This window comes from Pseudomonas sp. NPDC078416, assembly GCF_050268485.1.
In the GTDB taxonomy this organism is placed as follows: domain Bacteria; phylum Pseudomonadota; class Gammaproteobacteria; order Pseudomonadales; family Pseudomonadaceae; genus Aquipseudomonas.
On sequence record NZ_JBNNGV010000053.1, the window covers coordinates 1 to 16336 of the forward strand.

At 62.4% G+C, this 16336-nt stretch carries 14 protein-coding genes and 2 pseudogenes; 8 read left to right on the plus strand and 8 right to left on the minus strand.

Going from position 1 to position 16336, the window contains the following annotated elements; genetic code table 11:
* Nucleotides 1-169 precede the first annotated feature (169 nt).
* Nucleotides 170-1153: a GlxA family transcriptional regulator gene (locus tag ACQKEN_RS24750; RefSeq protein WP_427689420.1), complete on the minus strand. Its 984-nt coding sequence runs from the start codon at nt 1151-1153 to the stop codon at nt 170-172.
* 163 nt (nt 1154-1316) lie between these two features.
* Here ACQKEN_RS24750 and ACQKEN_RS24755 point away from each other — a divergent pair, with 163 nt between their 5' ends.
* The gene (locus tag ACQKEN_RS24755; RefSeq protein WP_427689421.1) at nt 1317-1997 is read left to right on the plus strand and encodes a DJ-1/PfpI family protein; all 681 of its coding nucleotides are present in this window, start codon (nt 1317-1319) and stop codon (nt 1995-1997) included.
* Between the two features lie 9 nt (nt 1998-2006).
* Here the strand turns inward: ACQKEN_RS24755 and ACQKEN_RS24760 are convergent.
* Nucleotides 2007-2620 (minus strand): annotated as a pseudogene (locus ACQKEN_RS24760) (TetR/AcrR family transcriptional regulator).
* A 287-nt stretch (nt 2621-2907) separates the two neighbouring features.
* Between ACQKEN_RS24760 and ACQKEN_RS24765 the strand changes: the two are divergent.
* Complete coding sequence (locus tag ACQKEN_RS24765; protein WP_427689422.1) at nt 2908-4005, plus strand: MBL fold metallo-hydrolase; 1098 nt, start codon at nt 2908-2910, stop codon at nt 4003-4005.
* A 10-nt stretch (nt 4006-4015) separates the two neighbouring features.
* On the opposite strand, the gene ACQKEN_RS24770 is transcribed toward ACQKEN_RS24765, so the two are convergent.
* The 3 genes from ACQKEN_RS24770 to ACQKEN_RS24780 form a co-directional block, all read right to left on the minus strand.
* Nucleotides 4016-4171: a hypothetical protein gene (locus tag ACQKEN_RS24770; RefSeq protein WP_427689423.1), complete on the minus strand. Its 156-nt coding sequence runs from the start codon at nt 4169-4171 to the stop codon at nt 4016-4018.
* Between the two features lie 47 nt (nt 4172-4218).
* Nucleotides 4219-5766 carry an FAD-dependent oxidoreductase gene (locus ACQKEN_RS24775; protein ID WP_427689424.1) on the minus strand — a complete coding sequence of 516 codons (1548 nt, stop codon included), beginning with the start codon at nt 5764-5766 and terminating at the stop codon, nt 4219-4221.
* 167 nt (nt 5767-5933) lie between these two features.
* Nucleotides 5934-6422, minus strand: coding sequence for a GFA family protein (locus ACQKEN_RS24780; RefSeq protein ID WP_427689425.1), 489 nt, complete (start codon nt 6420-6422; stop codon nt 5934-5936).
* Between the two features lie 223 nt (nt 6423-6645).
* On the opposite strand from ACQKEN_RS24780, the pseudogene ACQKEN_RS24785 reads away from it, so the two are divergent.
* The 3 genes and pseudogenes from ACQKEN_RS24785 to ACQKEN_RS24795 form a co-directional block, all read left to right on the plus strand.
* Nucleotides 6646-7413, plus strand: a pseudogene (locus ACQKEN_RS24785) (MCP four helix bundle domain-containing protein); the annotation flags it as partial.
* On the plus strand, nt 7408-8271 hold the full coding sequence (locus ACQKEN_RS24790) for a methyl-accepting chemotaxis protein (RefSeq protein WP_427689433.1): 864 nt from the start codon (nt 7408-7410) through the stop codon (nt 8269-8271). The pseudogene ACQKEN_RS24785 and the gene ACQKEN_RS24790, both read left to right, overlap by 6 nt.
* A gap of 170 nt (nt 8272-8441) precedes the next feature.
* The gene (locus tag ACQKEN_RS24795) at nt 8442-9686 is read left to right on the plus strand and encodes an AGE family epimerase/isomerase (RefSeq protein WP_427689426.1); all 1245 of its coding nucleotides are present in this window, start codon (nt 8442-8444) and stop codon (nt 9684-9686) included.
* 470 nt (nt 9687-10156) lie between these two features.
* On the opposite strand, the gene ACQKEN_RS24800 is transcribed toward ACQKEN_RS24795, so the two are convergent.
* Together ACQKEN_RS24800 and ACQKEN_RS24805 are read right to left on the minus strand one after the other, a co-directional pair.
* Complete coding sequence (locus ACQKEN_RS24800; protein ID WP_427689427.1) at nt 10157-10939, minus strand: exodeoxyribonuclease III; 783 nt, start codon at nt 10937-10939, stop codon at nt 10157-10159.
* Nucleotides 10940-11046: 107 nt separating this feature from the next.
* On the minus strand, nt 11047-12144 hold the full coding sequence (locus ACQKEN_RS24805; protein ID WP_427689428.1) for an AbrB family transcriptional regulator: 1098 nt from the start codon (nt 12142-12144) through the stop codon (nt 11047-11049).
* 131 nt (nt 12145-12275) lie between these two features.
* Here ACQKEN_RS24805 and ACQKEN_RS24810 point away from each other — a divergent pair, with 131 nt between their 5' ends.
* A complete protein-coding gene (locus ACQKEN_RS24810; protein ID WP_427689429.1) occupies nt 12276-13178 on the plus strand; it encodes a LysR substrate-binding domain-containing protein in 903 nt (300 codons plus the stop codon).
* A 62-nt stretch (nt 13179-13240) separates the two neighbouring features.
* Nucleotides 13241-13465, plus strand: coding sequence for a hypothetical protein (locus ACQKEN_RS24815; RefSeq protein ID WP_427689430.1), 225 nt, complete (start codon nt 13241-13243; stop codon nt 13463-13465).
* 177 nt (nt 13466-13642) lie between these two features.
* Here ACQKEN_RS24815 and ACQKEN_RS24820 read toward each other — a convergent pair whose 3' ends face one another.
* A complete protein-coding gene (locus ACQKEN_RS24820) occupies nt 13643-14146 on the minus strand; it encodes a nucleoside 2-deoxyribosyltransferase (RefSeq protein WP_427689431.1) in 504 nt (167 codons plus the stop codon).
* 162 nt (nt 14147-14308) lie between these two features.
* On the opposite strand from ACQKEN_RS24820, the gene ACQKEN_RS24825 reads away from it, so the two are divergent.
* Entirely contained in the window at nt 14309-15970 is a 1662-nt protein-coding gene (locus ACQKEN_RS24825) for a VRR-NUC domain-containing protein (protein ID WP_427689432.1), read from the plus strand.
* Nucleotides 15971-16336 lie beyond the last annotated feature (366 nt).

Consider the following 16336-nt stretch of genomic DNA (forward strand, 5'->3'; position numbering starts at 1 on the left):
ACCGTGACGGTCCGTTCCAGATGCAGATCTCGGCACTGGACTACAACAGCTTCCTGGGCTCAGCCGAAATCGATGGCGTGAGGCAAATGGCATTCGCGGGCAAGCGCGCTCCTACAGTGGATTTCGTCAGTCAGTAGCATCTGCGATCAACATTCAGATTTCAGCCGGTTCACCCCGCGCTGAACCGCTCGCGATACGCCTGGGGCGTCACCGATACCGCGCGCATGAAGCTGCGCCGCAACGTCTCTTCCGTGCCGAAACCGCAGCGGTCGGCGATGCGCTTGATCGGCAGCGCGCTGTCCCCCAACAGGCGCCGCGCCGCTTCGACGCGCAACTGCTCGATGGCCCGCGCCGGCGTGTTCCCGGTGTGGGCGCGGTAGTGGCGGACGAAGCTGCGCTCGCTCATGCCGACCTGCGCCGCCAGCGTGCCGACCGACAGGTCGCTGGCCAGATTGTCGAGGATCCAGGCGTGCAGGTCGCCAAACCGGCTGCCTTGATCGCGGGTCTGGTGCTGCATCGACAGCGCCGTGCTGAACTGCGATTGCCCGCCCGGGCGCTTGAGAAACACCACCAGATCCCGCGCGACGGCCAGTGCAATGTTGCGTCCCAGGTCCGCTTCAACCATCGCCAGCGCTAGATCAATTCCTGCCGTCACCCCGGCGGACGTCCACAGTTTGTTCTCGTTGATGAAGATCGGGTCCGGGTCGACGCGCAGTTGCGGGAAGCGCCGCGCCAGTTCTTCGCAACTGTCCCAGTGAGTGACCACCCGATGACCGTCCAGCACGCCGGCGGCCGCGAGCAAAAAGGCGCCGGTACACACTGACGCCACCCGCCGCGCGCTGGCGGATTGCGTTCGCACCCACTCCACCAGAACCGGGTCCAGCAGCGCTGTATGCACGCCGCCGCCTCCGGCGATGATCAGCGTGTCCGAAGGGGTAGACGGCAGCGGTTGGGTGAGCAGGCCAAGCCCGGCGGAGGACACCACGCTGCCGGGTTCGCGGGCGATGACCTCGGGCCGGTAAGGGATTTTTTTCAGGCCCGCCTCCTGGGCCATGACGTTGGCCGAGGCAAACACCTGCAGCGGTCCGGTGACGTCGAGTAACTGAACGTTGGGAAAGGCCAGAACATGAACCGGACTGGGCTGATGGGGCATGGCGCTCTCGCTGTGAAGATTGGCGTGAATCGTTGGCTTTATGGCGTATCCGCCAGAGGCTAGCTCGCTACAGTGGTTTCGTCCAGCCGATGACCTTCAGGTGCAATCGGCTGCTTGGCTCACGCATTCAGATGACCCACGATTAAACGATAAGGAACACACCATGACCCTGCATATCGGCTTGCTGGTATTCCCCAAAGTCCAGCAACTGGACCTCACCGGTCCCTACGATGTTTTCGCCACCATGCCTGGCGTGGTCGTGCACCTGGTCTGGAAAAACCTCGAGCCGCTGCAGTCCAGCACCGGCCTGACCCTGGTCCCGACCACGACCTTCGCCGACTGTCTGGACCTGGACGTGATCTGTGTGCCGGGCGGGGTAGGCGTCGATGCATTGATGGAAGACGCGGAAACCCTGGCGTTCATCCAGCACCAGGCGGCCACGGCGCAATACGTCACTTCTGTCTGCACCGGCGCGCTGGTGCTCGGCGCGGCGGGGCTGTTGAAAGGCCGCCGCGCCACCACTCACTGGGCGTCCCATTCGCTGCTGGCGCAGTTCGGTGCGATTCCGGTGCACGAGCGGGTGGTGCGCGACGGCAACCTGATGACCGGCGGCGGCGTGACGGCGGGGATCGATTTTGCGCTGACGCTGATCAGCGAAGTGTTCGACGCGGATACTGCCCGGACCATTCAGCTGCAACTGGAGTACGCGCCGGCACCGCCCTACGACTCGGGCCGACCGGACACGGCACCGGCGAATATCCTTGCCGTCGCCACCGATCGCGCCATGCAAGGCTTGCTCGCCCGCCGGCAGATTGTCGAGCGCGTTACGGCGGCCATGGATTAACGGGCGAGATTAGATCGGAGATGTATTGAGCGGGATTTCATACCAGCACAGGAACAGGTCGAGGGCCGACTCCACCACTTCGCGCTGCTTGTCCGGCGCCAGCAGGGGCTCGTTGAGGGTAACTTGCGGCCAGAACGCGAAGGCCTTGAGCAACGCATGGATCTGCGACGCGGCAAACACCGGCTCGACGGCCTTGAGGCGGCCGTCTTGCTGGGCGCCGCGAACCCAGACCGTGAAGGTTTCTTCACGCTGGTTGAGCCGGCTGACCCAGATCTGCGCGCGATCGGGAGAGTGGATGGTCGCGCCGATGGCCACGCGGGCCAGGTCGATGAAGTTGCTGTCGCCAAGGGTCTTCATCTTCGCGTCGAGCAATTCGCGCAACTGATCGCGCAGGGGCACGCCGGGCTTGTACACCGCATCGGTCTGTGTCGCGGCGGAGGACCAGAGGCGATGAGTTCTTCCTTGCTGGGGAAGTGGTTGTAGACCGTGCGCTTCGATACCTCGGCCCGGGCGGCAATCCGGTCCATGCTCGTGACCTCGAAACCGTTATCGCGGAATTCGGCTATCGCCGCCTGAACAATGGCTTCTCGCTTACGGTCGGTCAGTCGCAGTGGGGCAGTCATGGGTTCGCTTCTGTGAGGTGGCGCGGGCGACTCAACCGCCCGACAAGAAAATTACACCGGGCAGTTTACTTCTCTTTGCCCATCGTGCAAGCTTGAAACTACACTGTGTAGTGTAAGAGCAGCTGGAAGCTACAAGTTTTGAGCTTCAAGCTAAAGCCACAGCAAAAGCTCGGGGCATACGCCATGCTCTTGCAGCTTGCAGCTTGCAGCTTGCAGCTTGCAGCTCGCAGCTCGCAGCTCGCGCAGCGCATCGCCACCTTCACCCGTTTCATGGAGTCAGCACCCTCATGGCCTCGATCGAAAAAAACATTGATTCAAACCCTGCGCTGCCCGTCCTGACTCGGCGCGAAGGTCGTTATTTCAATCACAAGCCGATGGCGCGCTCAGGTGTTGGCAAAACCCTGCGCATTTTCTGGAACGCCCTGTTCAACAAACCCCACCACACTCGCCCGGCCGGGGAGATCCCGGTTCAGCCGCTGTCGCGCCAGCAACTGTTCGCGGCGCCGGACAACACCGTCTACCGGCTCGGCCACTCCACCGTGCTGCTGAAACTGCGCGGTGAATACTTCCTGACCGACCCCGTCTTCGCTGACCGTGCTTCACCTGTGCAATGGGCCGGTCCGCAGCGCTTCCACCAGCCGCCGATCCGCCTGGAAGACCTGCCGCCGCTCAAGGCCGTTATCCTCTCCCACAACCATTACGATCACCTCGACCACATGACGATTCAGGTGCTCAAGGACAAGGCCGAGCATTTCATTACGCCGCTGGGGGTGGGGGACACGCTGATCGAGTGGGGCGTGCCGGCGGCCAAGGTTCAGCAGTTGAACTGGTGGCAGTCCACGGACATCCATGGCATTCGCTTTGTCGCCACGCCCGCACAGCACTTTTCGGGCCGCACGTTGCGCGACGGCAACCAGACGCTGTGGGCATCGTGGGTGATTCTCGATGGCGAACAGCGCATCTTCTTCAGCGGAGACACGGGCTATCACGACGGCTTCAAGTTGATCGGCGAGCAGTACGGCCCGTTCGACCTCACCCTGATGGAAACCGGTGCCTACAACGAAGACTGGCCGGACGTGCACATGCAGCCTGAAGAGACGTTGCAAGCGCACATCGACCTGCGCGGAAAGTGGCTGCTGCCGATCCACAACGGCACCTTCGACCTGGCAATGCACGCGTGGCACGAGCCGTTCGACCGGATTCTCGCGCTGGCGTGGGACCGCAGCATCTCCATCACCACCCCGGAAATGGGCCAGCCGTTTTATGTGCATTACCCCAGCCGGGGCGAGGCGTGGTGGCTGAAAGTGGACAAGGCTGCCGAGCCTGCGACCAACCGCTGTTCGAAACGACGGGACGATCGCCAACAGATCACCAGTCGCGGCTAACCCGGCTGTTTCAGGGTTTGGCGTCAGTGGAATCGGCCGGATGCTCGGTTTCCGGTGGTCGCTGTTGCTCACCACTTTGGTTGGCTTGTTTATGCTCCTCGCCGATCTTGCCTGCGTTTTCGGGTTTGTGGTCGAGGTCTTCGCGGTTGGACTCTTTATCAGGCATGGCGCCCTCCGGTGTGCGGGTTGAATAACTGATGTTGAAGTGCGTGCTTAATCGTCGATCTGGTTGATCAGCATCATCGCTTCGTCTTTGAACAGCGGTCGTTTCATGCGTTCGGCGAGCATCGCCATGGGCCGTTCGCGATCACAGCTGACCACGGCCGCCACAACGCCCTGCTTGCAGATAAGCGCCAGGAAGTCGAAGCGCTCTGGCTCGCCCACATAAACAATGTCGTCCCAGTCATCGGCGTGGCCGAGGTAATCCAGACGCTTCTCACAATGGTAGGTCCAGAAATACGGTACGTCGGCGTAATGCCGGTCTTCGCCGAGCATATTGCCCGCCGCAATGCGGGCCTGCTGTTGGGCAAGGCGCCAGTGCTCGATGCGCCGGGGCTGATGGTTGAGGGGAAAGGTCGCGATATCGCCGGCCGCCCACAGATCCTTACCCGCGCGCATGCCATCGTCGACCGCCAGCGAGCCATCGTCCTCCAGCTGAAGACCGTCGATGAAATGCGTCACCGGGCTCACGCCGACGCCGACCAGCGCCAGATCCACTTGCAGTCGCTCGCCATTGCTGAGCACCGCCGTCTGCAGGACCTGCTCGCCATCCCGTTCAACGCCCTCGAAACGACTGACGTCGACGTGGGTGCGAAACAACACGCCGTTTTGCTCATGCAGCGCGCGCAGCGCCTTGCCGATACGCTCGCCCAGTTGACCGGCAAAGGGCACCTGGTGATGGGCCAGAACCGTCACGTTCACGCCCTGTGTGCGCAACGCCGACGCCGCTTCCAGCCCTATAAAACTGTCGCCGACGATCAGCGCGTGGCTGCCGGGGTGGACGGTCGCAAGAATTCGGCTGGCGTCATCGCGGCTGCGCAGGGTCAGCACTTGCGGCAAATCAGCGCCGTCCAGAGACAACGCGCGGGGCTCGCCGCCCGTGGTCACCAGCGCCGCGTCATAATCAAAGCGGCGACCGTCTGCCAGGGTCACGCGCTGGTTGATCACGTCCAGCTTCATCACTTCGCCGTGGACTCGCTCGATGCGGTTGTCCAGGTAGAACCCGTCGTCGCGCAGGGCAGGGATCTCATCGGGTTCCATTTCGGCGGACAGCACAAATTTGCTCAGCGCGGTGCGGTCGTAGCCGGGCCCGGCCTCTCTGTCGATGAGCAGCAACTGACCGTTGAAGCCTTTCTCCCTCAGCGCGCAGGCAGCGGCTGTTCCCGCCGCGCCGGCGCCGATGATGACGAAACAGCGGGCGTCTTCGGCCAGTGTCGGGCTTTGAACGGTGATGCGCTGGTCATCGATATGTACGTGGCCGTCGATGACCTGAACGGGGTAACGAATCAGGGCGTCCAGCGCGGGCGGTTCGCAGAGATGGCCGTCGTCGATGGAGAATTCGGCCTTGTGCCAGGGACAGATCAGATGACCGTTGCAGATGGCGCCGTCGGCCAGTGGCGCGCCGGCATGGGGGCAGAAGGCTTGAAACGCGCGGACTTCGTCGCCGTGCAACACCAGCAGCGCCTTGGTTTCGCCAAACTCGACCTGGAGACCGCGATCTCGCCGAATATCGGTCAGGGTGGCGACTCGATGCAGGGGCATGTGCGCTTCCTTGTGGGCTATTTTATTGGGCTTGGGGGCTTTTAGTTGGGAGTCGACCTTCGGGGGAGAGGTTCAGGGAATTATCGGGTGGTCGGTTGGGCGGGCGCTCCGTTCGCATCAATTGCGCAAGGAACACCCGAAACCCGTGGTCATTTCACTGCGCCTGGCTATTGCGTCAATTTCAGCCGCTCATGCCAGTCGGCAATTGACTCTTCAGGGAATTCTTCGAACTGCTGGTCATTCGGCCCTGCGGCCACTTCCACCCATGACGCTTTGGAATTCAGCAGCAGGTGCGTGTGCTCCGGCGGGGTCGGCAACGGCGTATCGATGGCCGAGGCAAACGGGTGAATCAACTCAGGCCACTCGGGGCTGAACAACCACAGCCCGCTGCCGCACAGCTTGCAGAAATGCCGTTCGGCGCTGCTGATGTGGGTTTGGTGACCCTCATCGTCGCGCATTTTTGCGTGATAGATCGCGATGCTGTCCTTGCCTTTGACGTCGAGGCTTTTCGCGTCGCCGCCCAGGTTGATCGCGTAGCCGCCACCGCCTTGGGTCTTGCGGCAGATCGAGCAATAGCAGCGTTGATAGGGGTAGGGATGGGCGCTTGTCAGGCTGAATTCGACGGCGCCGCAATGGCAGGAACCTTCCAGATGCATGATTCACCTCCGCTTTAATGTCATGTCGGGCTTAGTCGGGCTTAAGGGTCTAGACCGCTCAAGCGGGCGGGGTTCGATGTTTTCTCGAACAGGCGTTCGGATTCTTCATGGGCCGACGGCTCAAGAAGCCAGCCTCGGCGTCGATAAGCGGTAGTCATACGACGACTTTGCGTCACCGCCGTCTGGCGCGTCGCTGTCCCCCTACAACAATGAGCCAACCGTTATGAGCCTACGCAACCTGACCATCGCCCGCCGCGCCGGCCTTGGGTTTACCCTGATTTCCCTGCTGGTCGCGTTGCTCGGCTGGTTCGCCCTCAGCCAGATGTCGACCATCCGCCAGAGCGAGGTGGCCGTCGAAAGCAACTGGATGCCGAGCATGCGTCTGGTCAACGACATCCGCGAAGCGATGCTGCGCATTCGCACCATCTCGCTGCGGGTGGCCCTTGACGCCGATCCGAAAAACGTCAGCGTCTACAAAGGTCAGATGGACGCACGGGCGAAGATCCTCGACGAGAAACTCGCCAGCCTCGACACCTTTATCGACACCCCGGAAGAGAAAGCGCTCTACGGCAAATTCCGCGCGACCCTGGTCGATTATCAGCGCGGTTTGACCCAGTCTTTCGTGCTCGCCGAGAGCGGTGACCTCAAGGCCCTGAACAAGCTGCTGCTGGTGGACATGAAAACCGCCGTCGACAACTCCGGCGCGCAGTTGGGCGATCTGAGCGATTTCTACTCCCATCAGGTCGAGCTCGAAGGCGCCGCCGCAGAAACGCAATACGGCAACTCCCGAAACGTGGTGCTGGTGTTCGTGCTGATCGCTGCGCTGGCGACCGTGGTGCTGGCGGTGTGGCTGACCCGCAGCATCGTGCGTCCGCTGCAGGAAGCGGTTGATGCCGCCGAATACGTGGCCAAGGGCGATCTGACCCACGACATTCGCGTCGAGGGCAATGACGAAGTCACCCGGTTGCAAAGCGCGCTGCAGCAGATGCAGACCAACCTGCGTTCGACCCTGAGCCTGATCGGCAACTCGGCGAGCCAGTTGGCGTCGGCCGCCACGGAGCTGAATTCGGTCACCGAAGACAGCCATCGCGGCCTGCACCAGCAGAACGCCGAAATCGAGCAGGCCGCCACGGCGGTGAACGAGATGACCTCGGCGGTCGAGGAGGTCGCACGCAACGCGGTGTCGACGTCCCAGGCGTCGAGCGAATCGAACACCGCGGCCCGCGACGGCCAGAGCCGCGTCATTGACACGGTCAATTCGATTCAGACCCTGTCCGGCAACGTGCAGCACACCTCGGACCTGGTACAGAACCTGGCCGATCAATCCAAGGACATCGGCAAGGTGCTGGACGTGATCCGTTCCATCGCCGAGCAGACCAATCTGTTGGCGCTGAACGCCGCCATCGAAGCCGCGCGGGCGGGGGAGTCCGGACGCGGGTTCGCCGTGGTCGCCGATGAGGTGCGCGCACTGGCCCACCGCACCCAGCAGTCGACGCTGGAAATCGACAAGATGGTCACCACCATGCGCAGCGGTTCCACCGAGGCGCTGGAATCGATGTCGATCAGCCGCTCCCGCGCGACCGAAACATTGGGCCTGGCCCAGGGTGCCGGCGAGTCGCTGAGCCGCATCACCACGTCGATCAACGAGATATCCGAGCGCAACCTGGTCATCGCCAGCGCCGCCGAAGAACAGGCCCAAGTCGCCCGGGAAGTGGACCGCAACATCGTCAACATTCGTGACCTGTCGATGCAATCGTCGTCGGGTGCCGACCAGATCAGCGCGTCCAGCAACGAGCTGTCCCGGCTGGCGGCGGAGTTGAATCAGGTGGTCACGCGCTTTCGGGTTTGATGGCTGGCTTCAAAGGCTTCCCGGTAGTAGGACCGGCTTTAGCCGGGAACAGGCTAAGAACGACCCCTTTCACCTCATTCACTTGCCTGTCGCTGCCCTCGGCTTGCATGATTCGCCCCGACTAATAATTCCTGGCGGGCCGAACCTGCCGACGAGATAGGTGAAGGGCAATGGATGACGTGAATCGCGATTTCAGCAGCTGGCTGCGCTCCCCGGGCCACACGGCCTGGCTGATGCAGGAGGGCAATCGGCTGCTGGCGTTTGCCAAGGCCTCGAAGCTGCCCCAGGGCTTCGGCAATCTGGATGACCTCGGCCGGCTCCCCGCCGATGCCGTGGCCGAAACCATGAACACCGCCCGCATGACCCACAGTTTCGCCATGGCCCACATCAATGGCATCCCCGGTTGCGCCGCGCTGGTCGACCACGGCATCGCGGCGCTGGCCGGGCCATTGCGCGATGCCGAGCATGGCGGCTGGTTCGCCAAACCCCTGGAACACAGCGCCGACACCGGCAAGAACGCCTACCTGCACGCCTTCGTTGCCCTGGCCGCCAGCTCCGCAGTGGTCGCCCGACGCCCCGGCGCACAGGCGTTGCTGGAGCAAGCGATTCAGATGATTACCGGGCGCTTCTGGAGTGAGGAGGAAGGCGCCATGCGCGAATCCTTCGACCGCGACTGGAGGAACGAAGAATGCTATCGCGGCGCCAACAGCAACATGCACAGCACCGAGGCGTTTCTCGCCCTGGCCGACGTCACCGGCGATGCGCGCTGGCTGGATCGGGCACTGAGCATCGTCGATCGGGTCATCCATCAGCACGCCGCCGGCAACAACCATCAAGTGATCGAGCATTTCACCCTGCAGTGGCAGCCGATGCTCGACTACAACGTCGACAAGCCCGACGACGGTTTCCGCCCCTATGGCACCACGCCCGGCCATGCCTTCGAATGGGCGCGGCTGGTGCTGCACCTCGAAGCCGCACGGCGCAAGGCCGGGCTGGAAACGCCAGGCTGGCTGCTGGAAGACGCTCGCGGTTTATTCGAAAACGCCTGCCGCTATGGCTGGGACGTCGATGGTGAGCCGGGGATCGTTTACACCCTCGACTGGGAAAACCGCCCGGTGGTCCGCCATCGCCTGCACTGGACCCACGCCGAAGCGGCCGCTGCCGCAGCCGCACTGCTGCAACGCACCCACGAGCAGCAATACGAAGACTGGTACCGGACGTTCTGGGAATTCAACGAAACCCTGTTCATCGACCTCGAAAACGGCAGCTGGCGCCACGAGCTCAACCCGCAAAACCAGCCCAGCGCCGACATCTGGGCCGGCAAGCCGGACCTGTACCACGCCTATCAGGCCACGCTGCTGCCGGTCTTGCCGCTGGAACAAAGCCTGGCGACAGCGCTGGCGCACAGGGCGTAGTCGGCGTGTCAGCTTAGGGCCATGTCTGCGGAAGGACGCTTTCGCCAGCAAGCCGGCTCCTACGGATTTCTGTTCGCCGCAGATGACGGGAATTGTCGGAGTTCACTGTAGGAGCCGGCTTGCTGGCGAATGCGCTGGGTCAGGCTGAATCGATGGCGCTGACAGATCGCCTTCGCGGGCAAGCGCGCTCCTACAGTGGATTTCGGCAACGCACACAAACGTCGGTGTACATAAAGTCCGTTGGAGCCGGCGTGCTGGCGAACCCGTCGTGTCAGATGACCGCGATGTGTCTGGAAGGACGCTTTCGCCAGCAAGCCGGCTCCTACGAAATTTTGTCCACCGCAGGGGATGGGAACTGTCGAAATCCATTGTAGGAGCGCGCTTGCCCGCGATCTGGCGCGAAGCGGCAGCACAACAGGCGACGCCTCTGTGCCTGACCCGCCAGGATCAATCAAGCACCCGCCACCCCATTAAATCTTCAACTCAATCCACGTCGGTGCATGGTCACTGGCGTGGGGCAGGTCCCTGACCCACCGATCCACCCCCGCGTTTTTCAGCTTGGGCGCCAGGTCCTTGCTCAACAGCAGGTGGTCAATGCGCAGGCCGGAGTTGGTCTTCCAGTGGTTGCGGAAATAATCCCAGAACGTGTAGATCCGCTCGTCCGGGAATTTCGTGCGCAGGGCGTCGGTCCAGCCCTGGTCCAACAGACGCTCGAAGCAGGCGCGGCTTTCCGGTTGCAGCAAGGCATCCTTCAGCCATGAGCGGGTGTTGTAGATGTCGTCGTCTGTGGGGATGACGTTGTAGTCCCCGGCCAGCACCACCGGATGCTCGCTCTTGAACAGCGAGTCCGCGTGTTTGATGAAATGCTCGAACCAGTCCAGTTTGTACTCGAACTTCGGCCCCGGCTGTGGGTTGCCGTTGGGCAGGTACAGGCAGCCGACGATCACGCCTTGCACCGCCGCCTCCAGATAGCGGCTGTGCTTGTCCTTTTCATTGCCCGGCAAACCCCGGCAAATCTCCAGTGGCTCACTGTCCCGGGACAGGATCGCCACGCCGTTCCACGAGGGCTCGCCCTGCCAGATCACGCCGTAGCCGGCGTTGCGGATGTCGTCGGCGGGGAAGGCCGTGTCCGCCGCTTTCAGTTCCTGCAGACAGACGATGTCGGGCGCTTCCTTTTCCAGCCACTGCAACAGAATGGGCAAACGCGCGCGGATGCCGTTGATGTTGAACGTGGCGATTTTCAGCGTGGCCATGGCGTTCGCCTCCAATGAGTGTGCAGCGTTGGAGGTCGCCGTATCGATGAAGATTCCATCGGCATGCGTGCTGCTTGCGCTGTGTTCGCTCACTCAGGCTTGGCCATTCACGCCAGGCGGTGCGAAAGGCGAATCACCTGCCGGGCGATGTACGCGCCGGTCACAATCACTGCGAACAATCGCAGGGTCTGCATCGCCAGCACGAAGCCGACGTCCGAATGGGTATCGATGGCAATGATCGCCATCGCATCGAGGCCGCCGGGGCTGGTGGCCAGGTACACCGAGAGAAAGTCCTTGCCCATGATTTCCGCAATGCCCCAGGCCGATAGGGCGCAGAGCAGGATCAGCACCAGTGCCCCGGCGATCATCGCCGGGAGCCGCCGCCAGACGTAGGCAATGGTCACGCGGTCGAAGCGCAAACCGATGTAACTGCCGATGGCGCCGTAGGCAATCGCCAGCACCCAGGCAGGCAGGGTGATCTGCAGCACGCCGCTCAACTGCAACGCGCCGCCGAGCAGCAAGGGCACCAGCAAGGCGCCGGCCGGCAAGCGACTGCCGAGCATCACGCCAACCCCGATCACCAGCAGGCTCAAGCCCAGATTGAGCAGGTTCATCCCGTGGAGCAGCGCATCGGTGCTGTGGGCCTCCGAACCGCCGGCATCGGCGCCGATCAGCCGACTGACCAGCGCGCCGACCATTACCACGCAGACCACTCGCACGTATTGCATGGTGGCAACCACCCGAGAGTCGGCGCCGTAATCTTCGGACATCGCAACCATCGCCGAGGCCGCCCCCGGTGAAGTCCCCCACGCCGCCGTGCTGCTCTGGATGCCGCCCCAGCGCGCCATGGCGATGCCGACCACCGCGCTCAATGCGACCGTGAGCAGGGTGGCGAAGACCATCACATGCCACGATTGCATTGCCGCCAGCAGAACGCCGACGGTCATGGAGTGGGCGACCAGCACGCCGACCGTGCCCTGGCCCAGGCGGAACACCTGCTTGTTCAGGCGAACGCTGGCCCCGGCGACGCCGAAGCCGATCGCCACCAGCATGGGCCCGAGAAACAGTGCGGCGGGAACGTGGAAATATTTGAACAGTTGGCCGGCGCTACCGGCCATGAGGATGAGCAGCAACCATTGGGTCAGCGGGTGCTGGTGGGCGAGGGCAAACGAGGCGGGGCGTGGCAACGCGGATCTCCAGAGCATTGGCTTTTTCCTGATACGGAGTGACCTGAGTGCTTCCATGCCGAGTGCATTTCCAATGGCGAGTAGTATCGACAGCGCAATCGATCAAGTCTATTTTCTAATAATCATGAATCGATAACTTTGGTTGATATATGGACCTGCGTGACCTGACCTATTTCGAAACCATCGCCGAGTTCGGTCATCTGGGGCGCGCGGCGGAAAAACTCAACCGCAGCCAGCCGGCGTTGACCAAAAGCATCCAGCGCCTGGAGGAGTCCTTCGGCACCAAGCTGTTCCAGCGCGACGGTCGCAGAATCAAGCTCACGCCGGTCGGCGAACTGTTGCAGGCACGGGGCAAGGTGTTGCAGCAGAGCATCGCCCAGACCCAGCGCGAGGTGCGCGATTTCGCCAGCGGCGCGGTAGGGGATATCCGCCTGGGCTGTGCGGCGACCATGGCCGAGTACCTGCTGCCGGAACTGACCAGCGCGCTGCTCAAACGCTCGCCGCAGGTCACGCTCAAGCTGGTGATCGGTCAGGACGATATGCTTCGCGAGCAATTGCGCTCCGGGCACCTGGACATGATCATCTGCGCCCAGCGCAGTGCCGAGGAGGAATTCAGCTTCTACCCGATCCTGACCGACGAGGCCGTGGTGATCGCCAGCCGCAACCATCCGATCTTCGCTACGCCGTTCGAGATGCGCGACCTGTGCCGTTACCGCTGGGTGTTGCCGCCGTCCGGTGTGTCGTCGCGCATCTGGGTCGACGACGCCTTCGCTCGCCACGACCTGCCGCTGCCGGAAGTGCAGATTGAGTCCAACTCGATTTCCTTGCTGCCCCGGTTGATCGCCCAGACCAGCCTGCTGAGTTTCATCGCCCGGGAGACGCTGGAGTTCGGCAAGAACATGCAGGACCTGCGCGAAGTGCCGCTAGAGCAGACCACCATGACGCGGACCATTTGCGTCATGCTGCGCCGCGAAGGCTATCTGTCGCCCGCCGCCCATTCCATGGTGCGGATGCTGCGCGACGACGGCGGATCCTTCCTCAGTTGGTCGTAACCGGTGCGTTTACCCCGCCGGGTGGGTTAGCCTGCGCAACGACATTCACCTATGGAGCGTCAATGATGCAGGTACAGATGCAGGTACAGACAAACCGGCCGGACATTCACGCAATGACCTGGTTGGCCCACGATGGCGAGCATTTTGGCGGCGACCAGTCGCCCCTCAACGACGCCGATTCCGATGAAGACCGCGACCCCGAGGGCGAACTGGATTTGAGCGAACTGGACCTGGACGAGTTTGCCGATGCTGACAAGCTGGACATCAGTTCGTCGAATCTGGAATAGGCAAGGGCGTTGGCGCTCGATTGTCGGATATCTCCAGTCGTGAACCGCTCCGCGGTCTAGCAGCAGATGCAAACCTTATGGGAGCAGCTTGCTCGCGAAGAGGCCAGTACATCCGCTGGATATTCAGTGGTAAATACGACGCCTTCGCGAGCAAGCTCACTCCTACAGGGTTTGGGTTCAGTCAGCCAGATACGCAGCCAACGACTCAATCGCGTTCTCCGCCGTCTCGCTGCTGCCGGCCCAGGTACACGCCAGCATCAAATTGCGCGGCAGACCGAAATCTTCCACCTGAAACCCCAGCGTATCGAAGCCCGCCGCGTCATGGGCGATCTGCTCGCGCAACGAACCCTTCGCCGCGAAATACACCCACACCGGCTTGCCCAGCGCAACGGCCATGCCCGCTTCGAAGGCCGTGCCTGAATCCGGCTCGGCGCCGCGAAAGGGGTTCAGATTGGCCAGCACCGCGTCGCAGCCTTTGATCATCGCGATATTGGCGTTGCAAATGACCGCGGCGGCTTCTTCAGGCGTCAGCCCTTCCGGCACTTCGTTGTCAAAGGGGTACAAACCCTCAAGACCGTGCTGATCGCACAGGGCTTTCAGATAGCGGCCGCGCTCTATGGCATCGGCGCGAAACACGTCGAAGCCAGCGAGATAAACGAGGGGTTTGACGGCGGAAGCCATGGTGATCTCCTGAAAATGCGTGAAGCGAGCGTAGCGGGTGGGCAGCGCTCTTTGGTCCGCGCCGTTGATCGGGACGGTGCCATCCTACAGCAGGGAGGGCTGGAATCTGTACGGATAACCAGTATCCTGACGCTCTTCCGTCAGCCTTTACGTGACCTCGCCGTGAGCCTTTCCCCCCTCGACAATCCGTTTTACTACCTGGAAAACTTCCGCCAGGTGTTGAACTGGATCGCCCAGCGCTACGACGACCTGCTCGATGAAGACGAGCGTCGTTTCATCGACGATTTTGCCCAACTGCCGCAACCTGCGCAGGCGCTGCTGGTGCGTATGGTTATGCGCAAAGGCACGCTGTTCCGCGCCAGCAAGCTGGATTATGCAGAAATCGGCGATGTCCGACTGGCTGCCGCGCCGCTGCTGGAATCCGGCTGGGTCGACGGCCAACCCCATCTGGATCTCCACGCCCTGTTTGCGCTGTTGCGCAAAGACGAACTGGGCCAGTGTTTCAAAGCCCATGGCGTCAAAAGCGCCGAGAAAAAATCCGACCTCTTGCAGCGCCTGCTGCCGATCTACGAATCGCCCCAGCGCCTGGAGCACTGGTTTGCCGGGTTCGAAGAAGTGATTTTCGCGCTGCAGGTCATGCCCCTGTGCGACCGGCTTCGCTTGCTGTACTTCGGCAACCTGTATCAGGAATGGTCGGAGTTTGTGCTGGCGGACCTGGGTATCTATCGCTACGAAAAAGTCGAATTTTCCGTCGAGTCCCGTGGCATCAACCAGCGCGCCGACATCGACATCTGCCTGCAGCTGCACACCTGCCGACAGGCGCTGGACGACGGCATGGCACTGGCCGACCTGGCCCCGCAGGCGCTGGCGGTCGAGACCGACAATCCCTGGCTGGCCATGCGTCGCGCCAAACTGTTGTTCAAAATTGGCCAGCAGGCCGAACGTGAGCAGGACTGGCCGCTGGCGCTCAGTGTCTACGCGCAATCCAGCTACCCCGGCGCCCGTGTGCGCAGGATCAGGGTGCTCGAACGCAGCGAGCAATTCCTCGACGCGATGACGCTGCTGCTGGAAGCCCAATCGGCGCCGGAAAACGACGAAGAAACCCAACACCTGCTGCGCATCCAGCCGCGTCTGAAGCGCAAGCTGGGCGAGGGCAGCGTGCAGAAACGGTTGAAACGAACCGTCACTCGGCTTGATTTGAGCGTGCTGCCGCTGCCCGATCACAGCGTCGAACGGCTGATCCAGCAGCACCTGGCGGAAGAGGGCAGCGAGGTGCACTACGTCGAGAACGCGCTGGTCAATTCGCTGTTCGGTCTGCTCTGTTGGCGGGCGATTTTTGCGCCGTTGCCTGGCGCGTTTTTCCACCCCTTCCACAGCGCACCGAGCGACCTCTACAGCCCGGACTTCTACCAGCGCCGCGCAGCCCTGTTCGACGAATGCCTGGCAAAACTCGACGACCAGCGCTACGAGGCGGTGATCCGCGACACCTACCTCAGCAAATTCGGCCTGCAATCACCCTTCGTTTTTTGGGGCACCCTGACCCCCGAACTGCTGGATCAAGCGCTGTACTGCTTGCCGGCGCAGCACCTCAAACGCTGGTTCCGACGCCTGCTGCAAGACATCAAAGCCAACCGCACCGGCATGCCCGACCTCATCCAGTTCTACCCCGAACAACGCCGCTACCGAATGATTGAAGTCAAAGGCCCCGGCGACCGCCTGCAAGACAACCAACTGCGCTGGATCGACTTCTGCGCCGAACACGAAATGCCGGTGGTGGTGTGCTACGTGAAATGGGCGGAAGAAGATCTGTTGGCGACGGGGTGACACCGGTTTACCCGACCCCGTACATCCGCAACATTGCCAGCGCCCACACTGGCCTCTTCCCGGCTAAAGCCGGTCCCACTAAAAGCACCGCATCCAGACAGTTGGACTGGCTTCAGCCGTTCCCATTTGAACACCGCGTGCTGCTAGTGGGACCGGCTTCAGCCGGGAATGGACGCGGAGCGTCCCGGGATGCATACCCACGCGGAGCGTGGGCACGATCAGGTTGAGGGGCAAGGATGTTGCTGTTGGTCTTCCACCGAGAAAGTTCAGACACCGCCAATCGCGACTTGGGTGCAGGCTGAACGCAGGTCTCGCTCCGTGGGCCGAGCGGCATGGATGCCGCGAGAGCCGCCCCCCGCCATGGAT